The sequence below is a fragment of the Virgibacillus sp. MG-45 genome (assembly GCF_036409425.1).
GTDB lineage: Bacteria > Bacillota > Bacilli > Bacillales > Amphibacillaceae > LDC-1.
On the sequence record NZ_JAXOFU010000001.1, the window covers coordinates 189,507 to 206,305 of the forward strand.

Annotated in this window: 22 protein-coding genes and 1 tRNA gene; 12 read left to right on the forward strand and 11 right to left on the reverse strand. The window is 36.5% G+C overall.

Going from position 1 to position 16,799, the window contains the following annotated elements; genetic code table 11:
- Positions 1–35: 35 nt before the first annotated feature.
- The 3 genes from SPK86_RS00980 to SPK86_RS00990 form a co-directional block, all read right to left on the reverse strand.
- Positions 36–956 (reverse strand): Gfo/Idh/MocA family protein, encoded by a 921-nt coding sequence (locus SPK86_RS00980; protein ID WP_284139374.1) that lies wholly within the window; start codon positions 954–956, stop codon positions 36–38.
- Positions 957–1,044: 88 nt separating this feature from the next.
- The gene (locus tag SPK86_RS00985; protein ID WP_330948480.1) at positions 1,045–2,499 is read right to left on the reverse strand and encodes an alkaline phosphatase family protein; all 1,455 of its coding nucleotides are present in this window, start codon (positions 2,497–2,499) and stop codon (positions 1,045–1,047) included.
- A 64-nt stretch (positions 2,500–2,563) separates the two neighbouring features.
- Positions 2,564–2,752 (reverse strand): gamma-type small acid-soluble spore protein, encoded by a 189-nt coding sequence (locus SPK86_RS00990; protein WP_330948481.1) that lies wholly within the window; start codon positions 2,750–2,752, stop codon positions 2,564–2,566.
- 423 nt (positions 2,753–3,175) lie between these two features.
- On the opposite strand from SPK86_RS00990, the gene SPK86_RS00995 reads away from it, so the two are divergent.
- The 4 genes from SPK86_RS00995 to SPK86_RS01010 all read left to right on the forward strand — a co-directional run bounded on the left by SPK86_RS00995 (position 3,176) and on the right by SPK86_RS01010 (position 6,386).
- Positions 3,176–4,771: an aspartate:alanine exchanger family transporter gene (locus SPK86_RS00995; protein ID WP_330948482.1), complete on the forward strand. Its 1,596-nt coding sequence runs from the start codon at positions 3,176–3,178 to the stop codon at positions 4,769–4,771.
- A 108-nt stretch (positions 4,772–4,879) separates the two neighbouring features.
- Positions 4,880–5,155, forward strand: coding sequence for a hypothetical protein (locus SPK86_RS01000; RefSeq protein ID WP_330948483.1), 276 nt, complete (start codon positions 4,880–4,882; stop codon positions 5,153–5,155).
- A 272-nt stretch (positions 5,156–5,427) separates the two neighbouring features.
- Complete coding sequence (locus SPK86_RS01005; RefSeq protein WP_330948584.1) at positions 5,428–6,132, forward strand: Na-translocating system protein MpsC family protein; 705 nt, start codon at positions 5,428–5,430, stop codon at positions 6,130–6,132.
- Between the two features lie 86 nt (positions 6,133–6,218).
- Complete coding sequence (locus SPK86_RS01010; protein WP_330948484.1) at positions 6,219–6,386, forward strand: hypothetical protein; 168 nt, start codon at positions 6,219–6,221, stop codon at positions 6,384–6,386.
- Between the two features lie 53 nt (positions 6,387–6,439).
- Here SPK86_RS01010 and SPK86_RS01015 read toward each other — a convergent pair whose 3' ends face one another.
- Positions 6,440–7,423, reverse strand: a complete 984-nt coding sequence (locus tag SPK86_RS01015; protein ID WP_284139380.1) for a ring-cleaving dioxygenase — start codon at positions 7,421–7,423, stop codon at positions 6,440–6,442.
- Between the two features lie 166 nt (positions 7,424–7,589).
- Positions 7,590–8,198 (reverse strand): alpha/beta hydrolase, encoded by a 609-nt coding sequence (locus SPK86_RS01020; protein ID WP_330948485.1) that lies wholly within the window; start codon positions 8,196–8,198, stop codon positions 7,590–7,592.
- Between the two features lie 127 nt (positions 8,199–8,325).
- Between SPK86_RS01020 and SPK86_RS01025 the strand changes: the two genes are divergently transcribed.
- The 3 genes from SPK86_RS01025 to SPK86_RS01035 all read left to right on the forward strand — a co-directional run bounded on the left by SPK86_RS01025 (position 8,326) and on the right by SPK86_RS01035 (position 10,100).
- A complete protein-coding gene (locus tag SPK86_RS01025; protein ID WP_330948486.1) occupies positions 8,326–9,294 on the forward strand; it encodes a ring-cleaving dioxygenase in 969 nt (322 codons plus the stop codon).
- Positions 9,295–9,343: 49 nt separating this feature from the next.
- Positions 9,344–9,799 carry a MarR family winged helix-turn-helix transcriptional regulator gene (locus SPK86_RS01030; RefSeq protein WP_330948585.1) on the forward strand — a complete coding sequence of 152 codons (456 nt, stop codon included), beginning with the start codon at positions 9,344–9,346 and terminating at the stop codon, positions 9,797–9,799.
- A 106-nt stretch (positions 9,800–9,905) separates the two neighbouring features.
- Positions 9,906–10,100, forward strand: a complete 195-nt coding sequence (locus SPK86_RS01035) for a hypothetical protein (RefSeq protein WP_443089740.1) — start codon at positions 9,906–9,908, stop codon at positions 10,098–10,100.
- A gap of 133 nt (positions 10,101–10,233) precedes the next feature.
- On the opposite strand, the gene SPK86_RS01040 is transcribed toward SPK86_RS01035, so the two are convergent.
- Positions 10,234–10,356, reverse strand: coding sequence for a hypothetical protein (locus SPK86_RS01040; protein WP_284139384.1), 123 nt, complete (start codon positions 10,354–10,356; stop codon positions 10,234–10,236).
- Between the two features lie 186 nt (positions 10,357–10,542).
- Between SPK86_RS01040 and SPK86_RS01045 the strand changes: the two genes are divergently transcribed.
- The gene (locus SPK86_RS01045; protein WP_284139385.1) at positions 10,543–11,025 is read left to right on the forward strand and encodes a hypothetical protein; all 483 of its coding nucleotides are present in this window, start codon (positions 10,543–10,545) and stop codon (positions 11,023–11,025) included.
- A gap of 269 nt (positions 11,026–11,294) precedes the next feature.
- On the opposite strand, the gene SPK86_RS01050 is transcribed toward SPK86_RS01045, so the two are convergent.
- Entirely contained in the window at positions 11,295–12,092 is a 798-nt protein-coding gene (locus SPK86_RS01050; RefSeq protein WP_330948487.1) for a hypothetical protein, read from the reverse strand.
- 415 nt (positions 12,093–12,507) lie between these two features.
- Here SPK86_RS01050 and SPK86_RS01055 point away from each other — a divergent pair, with 415 nt between their 5' ends.
- The 4 genes from SPK86_RS01055 to SPK86_RS01070 all read left to right on the forward strand — a co-directional run bounded on the left by SPK86_RS01055 (position 12,508) and on the right by SPK86_RS01070 (position 14,233).
- Entirely contained in the window at positions 12,508–12,708 is a 201-nt protein-coding gene (locus SPK86_RS01055) for a hypothetical protein (RefSeq protein ID WP_330948488.1), read from the forward strand.
- 350 nt (positions 12,709–13,058) lie between these two features.
- Positions 13,059–13,460 carry a spore coat protein gene (locus tag SPK86_RS01060; protein ID WP_330948489.1) on the forward strand — a complete coding sequence of 134 codons (402 nt, stop codon included), beginning with the start codon at positions 13,059–13,061 and terminating at the stop codon, positions 13,458–13,460.
- A gap of 136 nt (positions 13,461–13,596) precedes the next feature.
- Positions 13,597–13,806, forward strand: coding sequence for a hypothetical protein (locus tag SPK86_RS01065; RefSeq protein WP_330948490.1), 210 nt, complete (start codon positions 13,597–13,599; stop codon positions 13,804–13,806).
- Positions 13,807–13,819: 13 nt separating this feature from the next.
- Positions 13,820–14,233: a spore coat protein gene (locus tag SPK86_RS01070; RefSeq protein WP_330948491.1), complete on the forward strand. Its 414-nt coding sequence runs from the start codon at positions 13,820–13,822 to the stop codon at positions 14,231–14,233.
- A gap of 145 nt (positions 14,234–14,378) precedes the next feature.
- On the opposite strand, the gene SPK86_RS01075 is transcribed toward SPK86_RS01070, so the two are convergent.
- From SPK86_RS01075 to SPK86_RS01090, 4 genes are all read right to left on the reverse strand, one after another.
- Positions 14,379–15,143, reverse strand: a complete 765-nt coding sequence (locus SPK86_RS01075) for a hypothetical protein (RefSeq protein ID WP_330948492.1) — start codon at positions 15,141–15,143, stop codon at positions 14,379–14,381.
- Complete coding sequence (locus SPK86_RS01080) at positions 15,136–15,348, reverse strand: helix-turn-helix transcriptional regulator (protein WP_330948493.1); 213 nt, start codon at positions 15,346–15,348, stop codon at positions 15,136–15,138. Before SPK86_RS01080 ends, SPK86_RS01075 begins: the two co-directional genes overlap by 8 nt.
- Positions 15,349–15,831: 483 nt before the next feature.
- On the reverse strand, positions 15,832–16,224 hold the full coding sequence (locus tag SPK86_RS01085; protein ID WP_330948494.1) for a hypothetical protein: 393 nt from the start codon (positions 16,222–16,224) through the stop codon (positions 15,832–15,834).
- A 489-nt stretch (positions 16,225–16,713) separates the two neighbouring features.
- A tRNA-Val gene (locus tag SPK86_RS01090) sits at positions 16,714–16,786 on the reverse strand.
- Positions 16,787–16,799: the final 13 nt, after the last annotated feature.

The following is a 16,799-nucleotide window of genomic DNA, read 5'->3' on the forward strand; positions in this document are numbered from 1 at the left end:
TACTTTAGATGCTTCAAACAACCTCCATACCTCCCTTAACTAAATTCAGAATTCTTTTCATGAATAGCATTTACAACTAATTCCGCGACAAGGTGCCGTTCTAAGTCTTCTGCATAGTCTTTTGGTTGAATCGTTTCCGTTCTAACCTTATGTAGAAAGCACTCGACAATATGGTGAAAGCCTCGTTTATATAAAGTTGGCTCCCAGTCATCACTTCCCTTTAAGGTCATTGTTTTATTTTGAAAGCTAGCTTCATCACGTATATTACGAACGGTTCTCGTTTCAGTTGTACTACAAATTTTTACCTGTTCCTCCGTAGTACCTGCTTCCCGATTCATTATCCCAATAGCGGTGCCTTCTTTTGCTTCTAACTGCAACATAACATGATGAAGTTGATTATCAGCCAGTTTGGCACGTACTCGGTAATGTTCTATTGAATAAGGAAATAAATAAAGTAACGTATCAATCACATGGATAAAATCATCGAAGATAAATGTTCGAGGATCTGCAGCCTGGTGTCCACGATGCTTTTCTACAATAAGCAAATTAGGATCTTTCACATCTTTTAATGCTTGATATGGCGGTGCAAAACGACGATTAAATCCAACCATTAAAAGGAGCCCTCTATCCTTTGCTTTTTGAATTAACCGCTCGGAAGAAGGCCCATCGTATGTAATCGGCTTATCAACATATACATGTAAATTATGATTCAATAGTTTATCAATTATAGCTTCATGCGATTCGGTAGATGAATGCACAAACACTGCTTTTACGCCACTGTTTACCAAATCCTCAAATGATGTGTAAATATGTTTAATACGATATTGTGCTGCAACTTCCTGTAGCGTATGTGCATTCCGCGTATAAACATGTAATTCTATTCCACTTAATTGTGTTAACACTGGAAGGTAGGCTTTTTTTGCAATGTCACCGATCCCTATCATACCAACTTTCATCCTTTTCACTCCTATTCCTATTTTGTTCACATCGTAGCATAAGTAAGAAGGAACAAACAAGCTACTCTCCAGATTCACACTAGTTCTTTTATTCGGTGAGCAATTTTAATATAAATGCTTTTAAATCAATGATACGATTATATGTTGGTGTTTGTTCTGTGCCCGTAATAATTAACGGAACAAGCGATTCTTGCTTATTTAATGAGCCATGAGCAGCACCACTTAAATGCGTTGGTGTTGATTGTGCTTTGAATTCACAACCCGACTGTGCATTAACTACTAGAAATCTTCCTTCCTGCGAAAATAAGGCACCATAGAGTCTTGCTAATGCATCAGGATAATCTCCGTAAATAAGCTTTGAATCGTTAATCGTCAAATCAAGTAATGTTAAATCCCCCGAAATCCGCCATGATTGCTTATACCTATCTTCTATATCTCCTCCCCTTTGGAACACAAGCGAATTCTTTTTTCCACCAGAAATAACCGTAATCGATTCATTCTCACGCCAAGCAATTACATCAATTCGTTGATCACGATGCAAGTAATTAGCAACCGCTTTTAGTTTAGTCCCCTCGTCTAGAACATAAATATAAGCCATCCGTTGATTTACACAAATTGCAAGCTGATCATTTTTCCTTACTGGGCGTTCAATTTGAGCAAGTTTATATGTTGATAGAAGCTTTCTTAAATCAATTACAACATTTCGACGCTTCGAACCTGTCGCCGCGTGCCCATTATCTCCAATAACAAGCCATATATTTTCATCGAGTGCATTTTCCCAGCTGTCGTACATATCCAATATTTTTTTAATCTCTTTGTCGACTTTTTTAATCCCTTTCATATCAAACGGGCCTTTTAAATGAATTCTTGCATCCATGTCCTGGAAAATACAAAACGTGAATCCAGGGAGCTTCTCTTCTTGGATCAAATAACGAAGCTCACGCGCAGCATATGTGAAGTTACCTGCAGTAATTTGTAATGGTATCCCTCTTGGGCGTATTCGCGAAAAAACACCTAACGAAAAAATGGATGGTGTCAGGGTGCTAGCTTCTAGTTGTGTAAATGGACGTAATAACCGTGGTACATGCAGTTGTCGCGGAAAATTCCCACGATAAACAAACGAATTAATCGACGCTGTAGGTATTTCTAGCTTGGCCAATTCCTCGTGAATCGTTGTTACTTCCTTATTCATATGTACATTATTCAAACGATACAGCATATTATGTATGGTACGACGTGCACCAATCCGTATCGTCTCTCGAAAACCTGTACCGTAATTTACAAATGAATTCCAGGTCGTATCAAACCAGTGCAGACCCGGAATTTTATGCTCATTTGGATACGTACCTGTAAGCAAGCTCGTATCAATTGTGACAGACATTGTCGGAAACGAGGTTACAAGCTCATTGCTATAATATCCCTTTTCCATTAAAAACTTTAACGCTGGTGCTCGTCCAGTTTGGATAGCAGTTTCTAACGCTTGGGGCATAAGCGAATCTATATTTAATAAAATAACAGGCTTGTGATTTTTTTCATGATCCATGAATTTATCCTCGCAATCTAAGGTTGAGATTTTCTTTGTAAGCTATTTTAATTACAAGATGAAGTTACTCTGTTTTAGATTGTTGCATTGATTTAGCATTTTGCTTTCTTACTTCTGCTACATCGGTATCACTATAAATCGATGTTCCATGACCACCCGTCGTTTTCGCTATCCATTCCTTAGCTTCATTGTAGGACATCTCAGTGTTTAAATCCTTCCTGTTCGTTTCCTTATTTGATGCTTCATTCTTCATTTTTTAAACCTCCAACATATAGCGTATGACACCCTACTTTTTTTACTGAAAATGAAACTTCTATCAGAGGAAAAAAGAAAGTCATCTTCCTATTATTTTACACCTTTCCCCATCGAACTATGTGCTTAATTCGATCTTTAATTAGTGAGAGCATATTACCTAATAGAAAACGTTATCATTGAAGAAATCGTGAATTTTCTACTTGTTTCCGTTTTAATCCAAATACTTATAGTACACTATACTTGAAGAAGCTTTGTACAAAACTTCAATCGGTGGATTTTCTTTTATCCCCACTGATTGTTCGTTAAACGAAGTTGGACTATTAACTTTCAGTTTAATCCCAAACTTTTCCTCTTATCTTTGCCTGATAGGCAAGTTGGAAGATGGGTTCCGCTAGTTACATAAGGGATAAAGGAGAAAACAATGGACGATATACTTCAATTACTTAATGAACCACTTATCTTAGTATTTGTGATCTTGTTTCTAGGCTCTTCTCTTGGACAAATAAAAATAAAAGGACTTAGTCTTGGAGCGGCTGGTGTTTTACTAGTTGCCATGGTCTTCGGTCATTTTGGTTACGAGGTCTCCCCGATTATTCAAAACTTAGGGCTTAGCTTATTCATTGTGGCAATTGGATTACAAGCTGGACCGCGCTTTTTTCGGATGCTCCGTTCGAATGGACTCGTTTTTGGAATGATTGCATTTTGTATTGTTATTGTATCTGTCGTTACGACCATTCTCGTTGCAAAAATCTTTCACTTATCCGCGCCATTAAGCGTTGGATTAATGACAGGTGCACTTACAAGCACACCCGGACTTGCCGCAGCGCTTCAAGCAACAAACGATCCCTTAGCCTCTGTTGGTTATGGGATAGCTTATCCTTTTGGTGTAATTGCTGTCGTATTATTTGTTCAGCTCTTACCACGCCTTCTGAAAGTCGATCTGCAAAAGGATTTAGAGGAAACAAATAATCCAATAAAGACAGCGCAATCTCCAGAAGTGATGACCTTTAAGGTGACAAATGCTGCGCTTCATAAAAAAACATTAAAAGAACTAGCCTTCAGTAAAAAATCGGTTGTCATTAGCCGTGTGATTCGGGACGAGCATACGATGATTGCGCTTCGTGATACTGTCATATTACTCGGTGATGAACTTGTGACAGTTGGAGTTCAAGGGGAGCTTATTGCTTTTGGAGCATATGTTGGAGAAAAAGTAGACACCCATTTAGATAATCCTGATAATATTCAACTACGAAAAATAACCGTTGATGCAGATGACGTAATCGGCAAAAGCATAAAAAAATTAAAGCTTCGTAGAAACTATGGAGCAACGGTGACACGGATTCAACGTGAAGGAATTGAGCTTAATCAAAATGCAAATATGCCATTGCTTCGAGGAGATGTGCTAACGATCGTGAGCAGTGAAAGCAGATTAGATGAAGTGGAAAAACTATTTACGCGGAAAAAGCTTGCTGTAACTAACATTCATATTTTTTCTATTAGTATTACGTTGTTAATTGGCATCTTGATCGGAATGCTGCCTATTCATCTCCCAGGGCTTGGAACGATCACACTTGGTATAGCTGGTGGTCCCCTTTTTGTTGCACTCATTATTGGACACTTTGGTAAGCTAGGACCTATTCATGTACGCTATTATGGTCGATCGAACCACGTTATTCGTGAGCTAGGACTTGTATTGTTTTTAGCTGGTGCTGGGACAACAGCTGGTCAAGGCTTAGTTGAAGTTATTCAAACGGAAGGACTAAAGCTGATGGTTGGAGGAACATTCATTACTATTATCCCTATTATCGTAGGATATTTCATTGCCAAAAAAATCTTTAAGCTGAGTGTCATTCATTCGCTAGGAGCGCTTTCAGGTGGCATGACGAGTACGCCAGGGCTTGGAGCATTAAACCAACTCATTGATTCAGAGGATCCGGCAATCGCTTATGCAGCTGCTTATCCTTTTGCACTAATCTTTGTTGCAATCGCGGCTCAATTAATTGTTTTCTTTTTATAGTTTTCACTAAATATACGTAAACAATGAATAGCTACAAGAAAAATTGATACATATCGATTCCCTTCCATGCGAAAACTAATTTTTATCACGTCTTAAGGAGGGATCGATTTGAATACGGAAAAGCTACAATTACAGCTTCAACATGTAAGCAGCAAAATAAAAGCAGCCCAGGATGCCATTTTACAAGCACAAGGAACGAATAAAACCCTATTAGAGCAAGCATACGAGCAGCTACATCAGGCAGAAGGGGAATTAAAAAACGCCCAGCAAACGTATGGCACAACAGCAATCAATCATCCACATTTCCAGCAAGCATACGAAGCGCTTCACGATACCCGTCAGCAAGTACAAGAAGCTCAGCAAAATATAGACGACATTTTATAAGTTACCCATTCGCAAAAGCCAAACTACAAGGAGTTTGGCTTTTTATCTCTTCCTGCTCTTCTTAGTGAACCAGTTTCGGCTGTAAGAAAAGAGTGAATCGCCATCACGATTTCCCATACAATCCCCTCTGGATTCCCCTTACTCGCTTTTATAAAATAATAATTGAAATCAAATAAAAGGTTTTGCTTGAACCTATTTGTGGTAATGTTACACTAAAAACTGGGAATGCAATATAATGTGCCTTCCTATATAAAAGGAATGAACAATTGAATATGAAAAACTTGGAATCACAAATTTCAAGCTCTGTAGGCAAATTACTTCGTTCGTATTTTGGTAAAGGTCCTCGCACCATTTACGTCTCTGTAGGAAACAAGTTTATCACCATCTATCTTCAGCATTTCCTGGCACCGATGGAACAAGTTCTATTGAAGCAAAACAGTCTAGTGAAAGTGCAGGAAACACGAGATATTATGATGGAAGAATTAATGCCAGAGCTTAAAGTTCTTCTTTCTACCCAATTACAAATGCCCGTACAACAATTGTATTATGATTGGGATTTAGAAAAAGAATCAGGTATTATATTTGCAGAATTAACAGAGAACCAAAATGAAGAAAAATTACAAGTAAGCTTGGACTATAATGCGAAGGAAAAAGTACATGAAGAAATTGCCCGTTTTACAAAAAAGGCTCAAAAAACACCAAGAAATATTGTTTCATATAGATTAAATGAACGTACCATTATCTCCAAAAGAGAAGACATTCTAGTTTTAATTGAAAAAGAACTTATCCGAACTGGATTTAGTGAACAGCTTCGATTAACAAAACGCAGATTAGAAAAGAATTTACTAAACAGAGAATTTATCGAAGATGTTCTCCAACAAAAGATTCAAGATGTCTTTGTTGATTGGGATTTCGAAAAGAATATTGGTTATATTGTGTTTATCTTAGAAAAAGAAGAAATTGGTGGTAATGTCTAGACAAATTGCGCTAAGACATAAGCCGAAAAGGAAAGCATCCTTTTCGGTTTTTTTGTGCTTTAAGCCACACAAATAGGGGGAAAACAATGTATAAAATCATTGCGGTTGGAAAGAACAGTGTGCAAGCAACTGTTTCTGAAAATGAAGAAGCGCTTGTTTTTAAAACGATAGAAGAAGCAGAACAATATGTTGTAACGCTAAATACAGATTTACTTTTACCTACCAATTATAAGTTCATCATCGAAGAACTTTAATATGCAAAAAAAGGATTGCCACTTAAAATGGTGGCAATCCTTGTAATAAAGGCTTATTCGTACTCTTTCTCAAAAATCTTCGTGCTTCGAGTCGTATCAATTGGTCGAACAATCTGTTCAATTTCTTCCCGCTTCGACTCTAAAAAAGGTGGAAGGGCTAGCTTTTCGCCTAACGTTTCATATGGCTCATCCCCAGTAAACCCAGGTCCATCAGTTGCGAACTCAAATAAAATCTGTGGAGCTACCCGCGCATATAACGATTCAAAATAGAACCGATCCACATGACCAGAATTAGGTAAACGAAATCGATTTAGTCTTTCTGTCCATTCGTCTAATACCGCTCGATTATCTACTCGGAATGCAACATGATGGACGGTCCCATACCCTTGGATTGCATGCGGCGCTGTTGTATTATGCTCAACGATAACCTGTGCACCATTTCCTCCTTCTCCAACCTCAAATAAATGAAATGAATCTTCACTTGCAATTTCCTCAAATAACAGAACTTCCTCTAGTATCTGTTTGAAAAAAGCGTAATTATCTACTCGTACAAAAACAGGACCAAGCCCTGTGATAGCGTACTCTAAAGGAATAGGTCCCTTTTGCCACGGTGTGCCTGCTGCAACGCCCTTGTTTAACGAATCAGAAATTAGCTGATAATGCTGATCATCAAAATCACTAAACGCTAACGTCTTCTTACCAAACTGCTCTTGAATCCCTGTATGTGCTATCTGTAATCGGTCAAAACGTTTTTCCCAATACGTAAGTGCCTCATCCGAAGGTACACGAAACGATGTTTTCGAAATTTCATTCGTTCCATGTTTTCCTTTTTGCACATTAGGAAAATCAAAGAATGTTATGTCTGTTCCAGGACTTCCTTTATCATCCGCGAAAAACAAATGATACGTACGTATATCATCTTGATTTACCGTCTTCTTTACTAATCGCATTCCAAGCACATACGTAAAGAATGTATAATTTTTTTCTGCGCTACTTGTCATTGCTGTTACATGATGAATTCCTTTTAAATGATTCATATGCCTCACTCCTAAATATATTGTAATAAATCCAACTTTCGCGGTATCACTGGATAAACTAAATTATTAAAAACTATATCCAATTGGAATTTCTTTTTGTTCTTCACCACTAGTAATATGCAGAACAAGACAGAATAGCTGAAAATAGTCGACTCATCCTTGGTTATTAAATGCGCATTCCATGATTCCACCAGCTTGTAACCTCGGAAACTTCCGACTCACGCAGTTCATGTCCACCATCTGTAAGAAATAATGATACAGATGCACCTGATTCCGTTAACTGTCTTTTTAATGTTACAGCTTCTCCTGGTGAAACGATATGGTCTGTTGCCCCAGCAGTGATAAAAACAGGTACGTTTGACAAGTTAGCATGACTTATCGCATGTGGTGAAGCACTTGGATGCAGCAGAACCGCACTTTGAAAATGTTCAGGAGAATGAAGCAGCAGGTTAACAGCCATATTCGCCCCATTCGAATAGCCAATTAAATGAAGGCGTGTTTCTCCAGCCTGATATTCCTTCAATTTCTGTTCTATAAATTGGAGCATAATTTGGGTAATTGCTTTTAAATCGATTTTATCAAATGAACCATCTTTTAATAGCTTAAAATATCTGCGTTGCCCATTTTCGATCACATTCCCTCTTATTCCGAATACTGAAAAATAAGGATTTACGTTTCCTACAACCCTTAACAAGTCTGTTTCTCTTCCCCCAGTTCCATGGAATAAAATAAATGTATCTGCTGAATGCTTAGTTCTATGAAAAAAATACCGCACCCCTTCACCCCCCAAATAGATATAGAAGTTGACTTCCTTTAAGTTTACCTCTAAACTGATAATACATAATCATTTATTTTTTTGCAAGTAACAATGCTTCAACTTATCACAAAGAGGAGGAACTCCGATGCAATTAACTGGAATTCACCATATATCTTCACTCACTGCAAACGCTGAACAAAATTTACACTTCTACACAAATATATTAGGGCTTCGTCTAGTTAAAAAAACGGTTAACCAAGATAATACATCGAATTATCATCTGTTTTATGGTGATGAAAAAGGAAGCCCTGGTACAGAATTGACTTTTTTTGAGATTCCAAATTTGGCTGTCAATCATCCAGGGACAAATAGTATTTCCAATATATCACTTCGTGTTGCATCAAATAAGGCACTTACATTTTGGAAAAATCGGTTTGAGCAGTTTAACGTAGATCACGATGAGATTACAAACCAGTTTCACAATGCTGTACTCTCCTTCCGTGATCCAGAGGGGCATCGTATGACATTAGTTTCTGATGAGCATGACAAAGGGCTAATAGGTGGAAAGCCCTGGTCTAACAATGATATCCCCGAAGAATTTGCAATAATCGGCCTTGGACCGGTAACATTAACCGTTCGCTATTACGAGCCTACTTTTCAAGTGCTAACTGACCTGATGGGTTATAGAGCTGTTGGGAGTTATTCCTCTAACAATAACCCTGATTCGATCATTCATGTATTGGAAACTGGTCAAGGTGGAAACGGGACAGCCATTCATCTGGAAGAACGAAAGGATCTCCCTGAAGAAAGACAAGGTCGGGGTGGTGTGCATCATGTAGCATTCCGTGTTCAGACAGAAGAAGAACTAAAGCAATGGGTTGCACATATCGAGGAGGATGGCTTTCAAAGTTCAGGTTTCATTGATCGATACTATTTTCGTTCCCTATATTTTCGTGAACCAAATGGCATTTTATTTGAACTAGCGACAGATGGACCAGGTTTTATGATCGACGAATCATTAGAGCATTTAGGTGAGCAGCTCTCCCTTCCTCCATTTTTAGAAGCACAGCGACATCAAATTGTGGCAAAGCTAAAGCCATTACCGTCTAAATAAACGTAATCACAGAAAACTCATGGAGAGTAGGCTATGGATAATGACAGAAATGAATGATGTATGGAATTTAACTCAAAAAGAAAAACGGCTCGGTTTAATGCTCTGGTTTCGTCTTTCGCGCGTATACAACCATAGCATTCGGAAAAATAATGATTTCCTTAAAAAATGGGGACTAACGAGTGCTCAATTTGATGTACTCATTCAAGTGGGAGTTCATCATGCCATTACGCAAAAAGAGCTTGGCGAAAAGCTTTTTGTTACAAAGGGCAACATCACCCAATTAATCACGAAAATGGAGAAGCTCGGTTGGGTTACACGAGAACGAAATTGGAAAACAAAAACGATTTCTCTGACAGAAGAGGGAAAATCCCTAATGGCAGAAATTGTTCCAGAACAAGAGCAATTTCAAGCCTCCCAGTTTCTAGGACTTGATGCAAATGAACAACGTCAGCTTATCGAGTTATTAAAAAAAGTTCAAAAAAGCATGGAAACGGAGCTCTCTTAGCTGAAAGAGAGCTCCACATTCAATAAAGTTTTTGTTGAATCTTTTCTCGTGCATGCTCTGCATCGTCAAATGGTATCGTTTGATTCTTAATAATTTGATATGTTTCGTGTCCTTTCCCCGCAATAAGTACCACATCCTTAAATTAAAGAATGCATCACAAGAAGATATTAGAAAAGTCGCTGAAGCAGCAACTGTTGAGGGCGAAACCATTCACCAAGCATTTAACATTACTGCCGACGATGTCGTCGATGCTATTTATGCTACTGACCAATATGCAAGGGCATATAAAGAAAAACGTTAAATTATTTACAACAGCCTGTAGTCTAAAAAAGCTACAGGCTGTTTCATATTATCTACCCTTATATAATAGCAGCTCATCTCCCTGCTTTCTAAAAATAAAAAGCACCCATCCAATTGGACAGGTACTGTAACGGTTATTTTGAATTTTTATTAGGGCCAGAACGTCCCTCTAAGCGTGAATCTTTCTTACTTGTATTCGTTGTGTTCTCTTTGCTAACTTCACCGGGTTTTACTCTACCTTTGTCTTTTTCAGCCATGAGAGCACCTCCTTTGCTTATACGTTATACCCTTTCTATTCTCTATTAAACGATTCTAGTAAATCTTCCTACTTTCATCCTGTGCACTGTAGATCAAAAGCACTGATTTAATAGAGATAGGTTTAATATCAACTCGCACGGGCTATTAAACACCTATACATCATGATAGAAAGAGGTACATCTTATATGTTTGCATGGGACGATTTTTACACAGCATTTTGGGCATTCTTTGTTTTGCTCCCTTTGGTAACACTTATACATCAGCTTGGCCATTACCTTATGGCATTGCTCTTTGGAGGCAATTCAGAGCTTGTAGTAGGTAGAGGAAAGACGCTATTTGAAATCGGTACGTCGATAAAAGTTAGAGCTTTTTATTTTCTAGATTCCGCATGTCATTACGAATCTTTAAAAATAGACAATCGACTAACGCATATTTTAGTACATGCTGGTGGTATTCTGCTAAACTTAATTTCTGTAATTATAGTCAATAGCTTGATCATGATTGGTTGGCTACCAGAGCTGCAATTCTTTTATCAGTTTGGATACTTTTCTGTGTACTATATATTTTTTGCTTTATTCCCTGTTCAATATTCTGAGACGCATGCAAGCGATGGAAAGCAAATCATTAATATTTTTAAAAAATATGAGCCATCTGATATATTTGATTAACTAGAAAGAGCACTCTCTCAGGTTGGGACATTGAGGGAGTGTTTTCACTTTCTTCTTCGACAAATAAGACTCAGATGTGTCTGCATAAACGTATCCATTTTTCATGCCTCGTTGAAGGCTTTCTTCACAAAGTTTTTAATTCGGTTCCAGACAGACTAACATAAGAACCGTCCAAAGTAAGAACAATTCTTTAACACATTCACCAAGATATCGTGTATCATGTTAAAATTCTATCCTTGCTTGTAGGAAAAATATGTTGTTCTCTCTATTTATTCCGATAACAAGCTGTAGGTAACCAATTTATCATCTTCTAAGTAAGTATTCTTTATGCTGCTGATTTTACCGTCTTTCCAGCCTATAAATAATTGCATTTTCACAAATCCATCTCGTATTCCCTTTTCGTCAACAACATTAAAGCCCTTTTCTGCGAATTGTTTATCTAACGGATTCTCATACTCATCCATAGCTCCAATATCATATCTCCATAAATGGGAAGCATTTGTATCTTCTACCCCTACCGCATCTGCTTCTCCAAGTAGATCGATCACATCACTTTCTGTCATTCCAATTTCTAGATTTTCTTTAATAAACTCATTTTCAAATCTAGCTCTTTCATACTCTACATCGTATACATATTCTATGAATCTCTCGAATTGTTCATTATAAACGTATTTAAACGACCACTTAAACATATGTGTAGCTAGTTTATATATCCAATTCGAAGGAACTAAAGAAACGTTAACAATAAAATTTGTGCCTTCTGGTGTTTCTTCCATACTATATTCTGTCTTACTAATCCCCTCTTTTGTTTCAGTTTCAACTGAAGCATAGTTTGGTGGATCATATTTTGTATATTTCCCTTGCAACTCATATACTTTTTTCCCTATTTTTTGTCTCGTAATGAAAGTTGCCCCTTCTCCTAAGTCATCTTCACTTCCATCGTAAATATTTTCGATTATTTGTGTATTCCATTTTAAGACATGTTCATCTTTATTCAAACATTCTGATACTAAATCAATATTGGTATATATTTCTGCTTCAAAACGGAAACAGTGAATTTCTTTCATCTCATCCTTCTCCTATTCATTTTCATCGATTAATTATACTATGACCAGGAAATATTTACTATATTATTTTATGGAATATTCTTCTTATTTGTAAATGCTCGGCTATTTCTAGTCCCTCTTCCCCATCAGCAGCTTCTTTCCTCTAAAAGCTTGTCCACCCAAAATATTTAAACGCACATTATTATTTGGAGGTCTATTTTATTTCTCACCATAGTATCTCCCCACAACCAACGTATTTCCAATCACTAGCTTAAACGCAAACCCCCGCAGGCATATAAACTATTAGTCACCTCAAAATCATAGACGAATCTTAAGGCAAGTCTACCTAAATTAATTTAAAGCATATATTTTACCCACACCATAACAACGGTATTACATAGAATGCCAGTACAGTATGAAAGGAGGGAGCTTGGATATGAGTGGTGAGGATTCAATCAATCAAATAAAAGGGTTAACTGATAACTTAGTCAAGTTGCATGTTTCCAATGTCTTACAAAGAGAGCAACTAAATAAAGTCACTGAGGACCAAAAACAACAGGTTAACCAGATCGTCGAGGATTTGAGTAAACAAGTACAACAATATTTAAAAGAAGGAAAGAAAATAGAAGAAAACTAAATAAGCAGAAATCTATTTTTTCGTAAGTACTAGAAAACATTTAGGCGTATTCCTGTAACAAATATATTCGAGGATTGGAATAGAGAAAGTCTTCTAAATTCACAAATTCTCCAAACGTATTTCTTTAACACTCTCTTCCAATCTTCTTACACGGAGTGCTGCAAATGAAAACAAGTGAAGTATGAAAGAAGCGCTCACCAACCACAAGCATTAGCTATTAATCGGATCCAGATGTTTCCCCCAACACTAGCCGCACGTGAGATCTAAGCCTTACAGCGTGTTACTTTCCTTTTGCGTCATACGTGCGTATTGAAAGAAAACAATACTTTATTGAAGGAGTGTGATTAATTGTGCAAAGAAACCAAGGACGTTGTAGCCAAGACCCAGCAACACAAAATGCGCTACAAAATCTAAGTACTTTCCAGGAAACAGAGGAATTTATTCACATTATTGATTCTTCAGGAGTAAGAGTTCATACAACGGATACACAGGTCGGTGTATCTCTTCAAGCTGCTTTACAAGTAGCCATTGCTATCGTAATCAACATAACAATTGCTGATAGTAACTGCGCAGAACAAGTAACACAAGAATTATTACAAAGTGCTCGAACAAGACAGGTGCAAGAACAGACACTAGTGATCCAAGGATCTGAAAATGTGGATGTTACAACTTCTGATACAGATGTGGCTGTATCTATTCAAGTTCTTCTTCAAATCCTTGTGACACTAGTTGCCCAATTGGATATTTTATAATATGCCATTTGTGTAGAATATGTGCACGTCCAAAATTATCGGAATAGGAGATTATTATTGCAGTTTCATATGAATAGCATCTTCTCTGTTGATATCTTCACCATGTGTGAGAAATGCGTTTAAAGGAGGAACAGCGTTGAATAAAAGAAATTTAATGAACCAGCTATCGGAGAGCTTAATCTTTATGCATTTTTCCAAAGACCAGAAAAAGCAACTTCACGAAATTGTAGTTGAACTACAAAAACAATTAGAAACAGAAAGAAAACAAAAGGACAGTTCTATGGCGGAAGAAACACCTAGTGAAAGTCCGCTTCGCCAAAGTTTTTTAAATAAAAATAATAAATGATAGGAGTGTATAGATGATGGCACGAGGAAGAAATGTTCCAAATGCAAATGCAAGAAGTACGGTAGGTCAAATTAATCCGCAAGTGGCTGGCACTTATCAAGGCTCCAAGGAGTATATTGAAATAACTAACTCCTGCAACGTTACTGTGAAGACTACAGACACACAAGTTGGTGTATCCCTGCAAGCTGCACTTCAAGTCGCCATTGCAATTGTCATTAATATTACCATTGCGGACAGTGCTCGAGCAGAACAAGTAACACAGGAATTACTCCAAAGCGCAAACACACGTCAATATAACCATCAGAAGCTTATTATTGAAGGTTCAAACGATGTGGAAGTAACAACCTCTGATACAGATGTGGCTGTATCCATTCAAGTTCTTCTTCAAATCCTAATTGCATTAGTTGCCCAATTGGATATTCTATAAAAAAATAGGAGACCGTTATTAAAATAGCGGTCTCTTTTCTATTACACTTGATTATATCCTTTATCCAATTCATCCTATGGATAGATTGGATAAACTGAGTTAGACAAGAATTGCTAGTATTATAAGCTCACAAGCTAAGACTGTTTTAATCATCTTCACAAGAAACCTTGCTCACCCCAAACAAACCGTTCTCCTCAAAAACCACTGTTCCCCCGTTATCCAAGCAAGATTCTGCTTTAGAAATATTCTCTTTATGGTTACTTTCAATTTGTAGTATACGAATAACCACTGTGGAAACAATTATAATTAACACACCAAGAATAACCATTACTACATACCTTTGCAATTTGTTTTTTGAGGCAGTTCGTACATAATCAGAACTTTGATCAATACTATATTCACCTTTCATAAATTTCCGAATCTCTAAGTAATACAATACGTTGTGAATAATTATCAAAAGAAAAAGCAAGGATATAATTAAATACCGATCTAAAGGAAAAAACATCAAGCATATCAATAATGGTATCGTATGGGAATAAAGAATATACACTTTTTGGGTTGCATTACGAGTCACCTGTCTTAGCATTTCATCATCTTCTAACAATTCCCCTGGTTTTAAAAATGTAATGAATGGAATTTTCCTATTGGGATTCTTTTTGTTATGTTTTTTAAGTTTTATAGAATATGCAATAAAGAAGATAATGAGAAAGAAAAAACCAATTATAATTGATAGTATCCCTGGTAAATTCCAGTTGATAATCACACTGTTACCTACTACATCGTAAACCCCTTCAAATTCATTAAAAATTACATCTACAGAATATACAATTCCATATGACCAAATCATTAAAATCACCATCAAAGCTATGTTCCATAATGGCAACTGAACACGTAAATCATTATTATTCACCTGAATCCTCCCCTTCTATCCAAAAAAGTTCATCGACTCGGATTTGCAATTGTTTTGCTAAACGTAATGATAATGCAATAGATGGTGAAAACTGTCCCTTTTCAATGAAACCAATAGTCTGTCTTGTAACGCCAACTCGATTTGCTAATTCAGACTGTGAAAATCCATGCCTTGCTCTTAGTTCTTTTATACGATTACGAAGCATGTTGTACCCCTTTCATTAGAAAGTATTAAATTATATATACATAATGTAAACAATAATTAACATAATGTAAAGTTTTATTAACTAAACTTCAAAAACTTTATATAAGAAGAAAAAGCCACTCTAACAAATAGAGTGGCTTGTTTGCAAAGGGAGGTAACAGATTTTCTATCTCATAAAATTCCTCTATGATACCTAATTAATATTCTTTGAAACTGATTGAGAAATTTCAATTATGTCCAATCCAGGTTGCGGATCGTTTAACACTTCTACATACAGATATAAAGATCCTTCTGCTGCAAGATATTATTATAGAAATGAAGGAACGTTTAATTGGGGAAAGCTGTACATGGGATAATAAACCAGCCTATGCACCAGATGTGTTTGGGCTGGCTGTCGTAAGTAGTTCAACTGGTACTTAACAGGTGGGTCCATTTCGGCATATGAAAAAGCACCCTCTAAGGTGCTTTTAATATGGACTAAAAACTATTTATTTGCTTGAAGATTATTATCAAAGAATAAACTAACAATGTTAAACACAACTACTATTACACTTATAATAATAGTTACAAAAAATCCTGATTGTACATAATCTTTACTAAATGATAGGTCAATCCCTGAAATATTTAAAGCAGGTGCAAAATAAACATATTGGATCAGTGATAGAATTGGGATGATTAACATTAATATTAGAGTGATAATATTAAAGTAAAATCTAACTATTATTACAATCACAGTTAATAGAATCAACAATATCCATAAACCAGTCCAGTGGTTTAGGCCATTTGCATGTTTAAATTGTATTTCTACCCATTTAAGGAACAATCCAACTATGGAAATTACTAGAAATATTATAGACGTAATTTTAATTATTTTCATAGCTTTTTCATCCTCTTACTGTTAAATTTATTTAACCTACTTTATTGTGCAAATTTGAACACTGTCCAATTGTTTGACCCCTCTTTGATTTTTCTTATTAAAACATAATCTCCTTTCTAAATTTCAATAAAAATCTATTCTAAAATTAATTCCGAAATTTCACAAAAATTCCTTTATTTTTTGTCGACATATTTTGCAATGTAAAAAAGCACCCTTTAGGATGCTTTAAACAAATCTCTATACGTGCTGGCCACTCCGGAACCAGAATCATAAATGACACTTATGGGCACCGTGTTCAAACGATAGACGAATTAGCAACTGCAAGATTATCCGAAGTCTTCAATAGAAAATTAATTAACCAAGATGAAACATCAAAAAACAACGAAAAACAAGCTTCTGCCGTCAAAATGTCGACAAATTAGAAAATAAAAAGCATAAAGCGACTCCTAAATTTATAAGGAACCGCTTTATATCAAGCTCTTAATGTAGTGATTCCGATTGGGCTCGAACCAACGACCTCTACCCTGTCAAGGTAGCGCTCTCCCAGCTGAGCTACGGAATCGTATGGGATTTAA

Excerpts from the sequence above, each read along its gene's own strand:
- SPK86_RS01070 (WP_330948491.1), top strand. The coding sequence starts at position 13,820 with ATGATGGCACGAGGAAGAAATGTTCCAAATGCAAATGCAAGAAGTACG.
- SPK86_RS00985 (WP_330948480.1), bottom strand. The coding sequence starts at position 2,499 with ATGGATCATGAAAAAAATCACAAGCCTGTTATTTTATTAAATATAGAT.
- SPK86_RS01050 (WP_330948487.1), bottom strand. The coding sequence starts at position 12,092 with ATGAAAGAAATTCACTGTTTCCGTTTTGAAGCAGAAATATATACCAAT.
- SPK86_RS00980 (WP_284139374.1), bottom strand. The coding sequence starts at position 956 with ATGAAAGTTGGTATGATAGGGATCGGTGACATTGCAAAAAAAGCCTAC.
- SPK86_RS01040 (WP_284139384.1), bottom strand. The coding sequence starts at position 10,356 with ATGGCTGAAAAAGACAAAGGTAGAGTAAAACCCGGTGAAGTTAGCAAA.
- SPK86_RS01085 (WP_330948494.1), bottom strand. The coding sequence starts at position 16,224 with ATGAAAATAATTAAAATTACGTCTATAATATTTCTAGTAATTTCCATA.
- SPK86_RS01080 (WP_330948493.1), bottom strand. The coding sequence starts at position 15,348 with ATGCTTCGTAATCGTATAAAAGAACTAAGAGCAAGGCATGGATTTTCA.
- SPK86_RS01030 (WP_330948585.1), top strand. The coding sequence starts at position 9,344 with ATGAATGATGTATGGAATTTAACTCAAAAAGAAAAACGGCTCGGTTTA.
- SPK86_RS01025 (WP_330948486.1), top strand. The coding sequence starts at position 8,326 with ATGCAATTAACTGGAATTCACCATATATCTTCACTCACTGCAAACGCT.
- SPK86_RS00995 (WP_330948482.1), top strand. The coding sequence starts at position 3,176 with ATGGACGATATACTTCAATTACTTAATGAACCACTTATCTTAGTATTT.
- SPK86_RS01055 (WP_330948488.1), top strand. The coding sequence starts at position 12,508 with ATGAGTGGTGAGGATTCAATCAATCAAATAAAAGGGTTAACTGATAAC.
- SPK86_RS01010 (WP_330948484.1), top strand. The coding sequence starts at position 6,219 with ATGTATAAAATCATTGCGGTTGGAAAGAACAGTGTGCAAGCAACTGTT.
- SPK86_RS00990 (WP_330948481.1), bottom strand. The coding sequence starts at position 2,752 with ATGAAGAATGAAGCATCAAATAAGGAAACGAACAGGAAGGATTTAAAC.
- SPK86_RS01045 (WP_284139385.1), top strand. The coding sequence starts at position 10,543 with ATGTTTGCATGGGACGATTTTTACACAGCATTTTGGGCATTCTTTGTT.
- SPK86_RS01015 (WP_284139380.1), bottom strand. The coding sequence starts at position 7,423 with ATGAATCATTTAAAAGGAATTCATCATGTAACAGCAATGACAAGTAGC.
- SPK86_RS01005 (WP_330948584.1), top strand. The coding sequence starts at position 5,428 with ATGAAAAACTTGGAATCACAAATTTCAAGCTCTGTAGGCAAATTACTT.